Raw genomic sequence first — 3987 nt, forward strand, 5'->3', positions numbered from 1 at the left:
CTCTCCCGCCTCGATGCGCATGACGGGGGTGCGCGAACCGCGCGGGCTTCCCTGCGCGAAATCGGTGGAGAAGACATCGATCGCCCCCTCGAGCACCAGCCAGGCGCCAGACGCGCGCAAAGCAAGGGGAGCGCCGGCCGTGGGTGCGAGGACGCGTGCCGTGTCGACGCCCTCGCTGCTCACGCCAGCTCCTCGGGCTGCAGGTCAGACGCGCACAGGCGTCGGTAGGGGCCATCCACCGCCATCAGCGCATCGTGGGTTCCGCGCTGCGCCACGCTTCCGGCATCGAGCACGATGATCTCGTCGCAATCGCGAATCGTGCTCAGGCGATGGGCAACGATGACACAGGTGCAGCCGCGCCTGCGCAGGTTGTCGTCGATGCGCTTCTCGGTGATCGCGTCGAGGGCGCTGGTGGCCTCGTCGAGAACGAGCACCGACGGTCGCAGGCACAGCGCACGCGCGATCTCGAGACGCTGGCGCTGCCCCCCGCTGAAGTTGGCGCCTCCCTCCTCGACTGGGCTCTCGTAGCCTCCCGGACGGGCGGAGATGTCGTCGTGGATGCACGCGTCGCGAGCCGCCTCCTGAACCTGCTGCAAGGGAACATCGGCGTCCCACATGGTGATGTTGTCGCGAACCGTTCCCTCGAAGAGGAAGAGCTCCTGATCTACGAACGCCACCGATCCGGTCACACTGAGGCGGGCGTGCTCCGCGCGCGGCCGGCCATCGAAGCGCACCTCTCCTTCCCACGGCGCGTAGAGACCCGCGACGATGCGGGAGAGGGTCGACTTCCCGCAGCCCGATCCGCCCACCAGCGCCACCCGTGAACCCGGTTCGAGGCGCAGCGAGAAGCCGCTCACCAGCGGTGGCTGGAGACGGTTGTACCCGAAGGTGACGTCGCGCAGCTCGAGGCTTCCCTCGAGGCGGACGGCTGCAGCCCCTGGGGCCCCCTCGCGCGCGGGGTCTACGGGGAAGGCGAGAACATCGTCGAGACGTTGCAGATTGCCCTCCATCTCCTGAAGACGGGCGCCCAGCGAAGTGATGTCGGCAAAGGGACCGCTGAAGCTGGCCATCAGGCTCTGAAACGCCACGAGCATGCCGACGGTCATCTCTCCCTGCATCACGCGCATCCCGCCGATCCCCAGAATGGTGACGATGTTCAGCGACGAGAGCAGCGGCGCGATGAATCCAAGGAAGCGATCGAGGTCTCCAAGAGTACGTGCACTGTTGACCACATTGGCCTGATGGCCCGCCCACCGGGCGAAGAGATCGCTCTCTGAACCGCTTGCCTTCACCGTCTCAATGATCTGTAGACCTCCGAGAGAGGTGGCAAAGAGCTTCCCCTGCTCCTGCAGCAGCCGCCGGTTGGCATCGACGCGCATCCGTGAGACCACCCGCAGCGCCAACACGTTGACACAGGCGATACCGATGCCGATGACGGTGAGCAGCGGATCATAGCCCATCATGAGGACGGCGTAGAAGAGCACCGTCACCAGGCTCAGGAACGTCGTGGCCAGACGTCCGGTGAGCAGCTCGGCCACGTCATCGTTGATGGCCACGCGATTGGCCACCTCGCCCCCATATCGCTGAGAGAAGAACTCCATCGGTAGGCGCAGCACATGCCAGAGAAATGTGCTCGAGGCGCTCACCGACATGCGCGTCTGCAGACGCGCGAGGCAGCCCTGCTGCAACGCGGTGAGCGCCGCGCGCAGGAGCGCCGTGAGGCCCATGCCCAGCAGAAGCGGAACGAGCCACTCACCGTGCTCCCCGACGAGGACCACGTCGACGAAGGTTCGTGCAAAAGCGGGAACGAGAAGCCCCGGCACGACCAGCAGCAGCCCCGCCATCACAGCGTATGCCAGGTCGACGCGGCTGCCATGCAGCCGAGATGCGAGCGAGGACAGGAGCTTCGAGGGCTGCCCCCCGGGAACGAAGGCCTCGGTCTTCTCGAACGTGAGCACGACCCCCGTGAACGACTGGTCGAACTCCTCGAGCGACACCGTTCGGGGCCCGGTCGCCGGATCGTTGAGATAGACCCGATCCCGGGCGAAGCCCTCCACCACGACAAAATGGTTGAAGTTCCAGAACACGATCAGGGGCAGCGGCAGCCCGTGGAGCTCATGCGGCTCCTTCTTCCAGCCGTCGGCCTTCAGGCCGTACCGGCGCGCCACGCGCACCAGGCTCGATGCCTTGCTGCCATCTCGCGACACCCCGCACTCGGCACGGAGCCCCTCGAGCGGCACGAAGCGCCCGAACGCCCCCAGCACCATGGCCAGGCATGCGGCCCCGCACTCCACCGCCTCCATCTGAAGCACGGTGGGCGTTCCCACCCGTCGCCGACGAGGCGCTGGGGCGGCCCCACCCGGCGGAGGCGACGACACAGTCATCAGGGAAGCACCAGATCGATGGGGCGCCTCGAACCGGTCACCACCGACCCCGTGCAGAGGGTACCGGTGCGGATGTCGAAGGGCGGCCCCTTCCGCGTCGACCACGCGTATCCGCTCGGCGTCGAGCGATCGGGCGTCAGGGACACCGTGACCTGAACAGGCGCTCGCGCCGTGAGCAGCGCCGCGGCAAGCTGGTCATTGCCGAACTTGCGTCGCAGATCTTCGACGCTCGACGGGTACTGGTTGATCTGCTCGACACGGCCGAGCATGCAGCCATACTCCTCACGCCGCGCGCTGTCAGGGAAGAGCTGCACGGGCATGCCCGGCGACACGCGCCCCGCGTCGCTGGCGGAGACATAGAGCAGTGCGACCTGGGGGCGGTCGGTGGGCTCGAGGTACAAGACCAGATCGCCCACCTGCACACGATCCCAGCGGTCGACCAGGGCCTCGACCACCTGCGCGCGGTACGGGGCCTGAATCACCCCTCGGGTCCGCGCCGCTGCTTCGACGTCGGCCCGCGCCTGGAGGTCACGCGCATTCTGGGCCTCGAGCGCGGCGCGCTCCGCCGCAGGCACCCCCGAGATGCGCTTGGTGCGTGCCTCGATCATGCCATCGAGCTCGCGGATGCGACGATAGGAGTCGCCCTCGATGACAAAGCCGACCGACTGACCCGCCTCGACGATCTCACCGCTCTTGACGAAGAGCTCGCGCAGCACGCCGGACACGGGGGAGAAGATCTTCTGCATGCCATGCCCTCGGAGGATGATGCCCGTCCCTCCGACCTTGACCGGCATGTGGGAGAACCAGCTCCAGAGGAGGGCCATGAGAACCAGCCCTGCGATGGCGAACAGGGCGAGCCAGCCTCGCGGAGCCGTCACGTGCATGAGCGAATCGATCTGATCCGGAGACGACAGGCGCTCGAACGCGACCTTGCGGAAGATGCGGCTCTGGGTGCCCGATTGGGAATCATCAGACATGTCACCATGTCGTACGATCAATCGCTGGCGTTCTCCTCTGGCAGGTTCAGCGCCCCCCGCGCCGCAGCTCGCAGCAGGCAACGGGGGAGGAAGGGGCGTGAGAAGGCAGAAGTGCGACGACCATGTCGGCCCTCTCCCCACTGAGGCGCATCGCCCTGCTGTGCGCGATGCTCCTCGCCTTGACCCCCCCGCCCTCGGCCCATGCCGAAGCCCCTACCTACTGGCCGTACCAGACGCTGACGCGTGGCGCCGCGTCGCGCGACGACCTGCACGTGAACGGACGTGGCCCGAGCATCGTGGTGCTGCGCGACGCAGAAGCGCTGCGCGCGTTCTGGGACGCCGCGCACCGCTATCACGACACCCACGTCGACGTCGACGTGTCGGTGCGCCCGCCGAACGTCGACTTCGAGCGACGCATGGCCGTGGCCGTGATCGGGCGGAGCGGGTCGGACACGGTGCACGTCCAGAAGATGTGGACGCTGCCGCAGGAGGTGCTCGTCGCGGGGCTGTTCAACGGCCGATGGCCCGACATCCCGACCTCCCCCGACCGCGTGCCCTACGAGCTCATCGTGATGCCGAGAACCACCCGCAAGCTGGTGACCTTCGAACGGCCCACAGCCGTGCGC

4 protein-coding genes are annotated in these 3987 nt (G+C 67.4%); 1 reads left to right on the top strand and 3 read right to left on the bottom strand.

The genetic code is table 11. The annotated features are described in order from the left end of the window. From EB084_21195 to EB084_21205, 3 genes are all read right to left on the bottom strand, one after another. Positions 1 to 183, bottom strand: a 183-nt coding sequence (locus EB084_21195) for a hypothetical protein (protein NDD30780.1), incomplete at its 3' end; no start/stop codon positions are given. After that, positions 180 to 2384 (bottom strand): NHLP family bacteriocin export ABC transporter peptidase/permease/ATPase subunit, encoded by a 2205-nt coding sequence (locus EB084_21200; GenBank protein ID NDD30781.1) that lies wholly within the window; start codon positions 2382 to 2384, stop codon positions 180 to 182. The genes EB084_21195 and EB084_21200, both read right to left, overlap by 4 nt. Beyond that, positions 2384 to 3361, bottom strand: coding sequence for an HlyD family efflux transporter periplasmic adaptor subunit (locus EB084_21205; GenBank protein ID NDD30782.1), 978 nt, complete (start codon positions 3359 to 3361; stop codon positions 2384 to 2386). Before EB084_21205 ends, EB084_21200 begins: the two co-directional genes overlap by 1 nt. A 122-nt stretch (positions 3362 to 3483) precedes the next feature. On the opposite strand from EB084_21205, the gene EB084_21210 reads away from it, so the two are divergent. Next, on the top strand, positions 3484 to 3987 hold a 504-nt coding region (locus EB084_21210; protein NDD30783.1), incomplete at its 3' end, for a hypothetical protein.

Source organism: Pseudomonadota bacterium, from assembly GCA_010028905.1.
Taxonomy (GTDB): Bacteria; Vulcanimicrobiota; Xenobia; order RGZZ01; family RGZZ01; genus RGZZ01.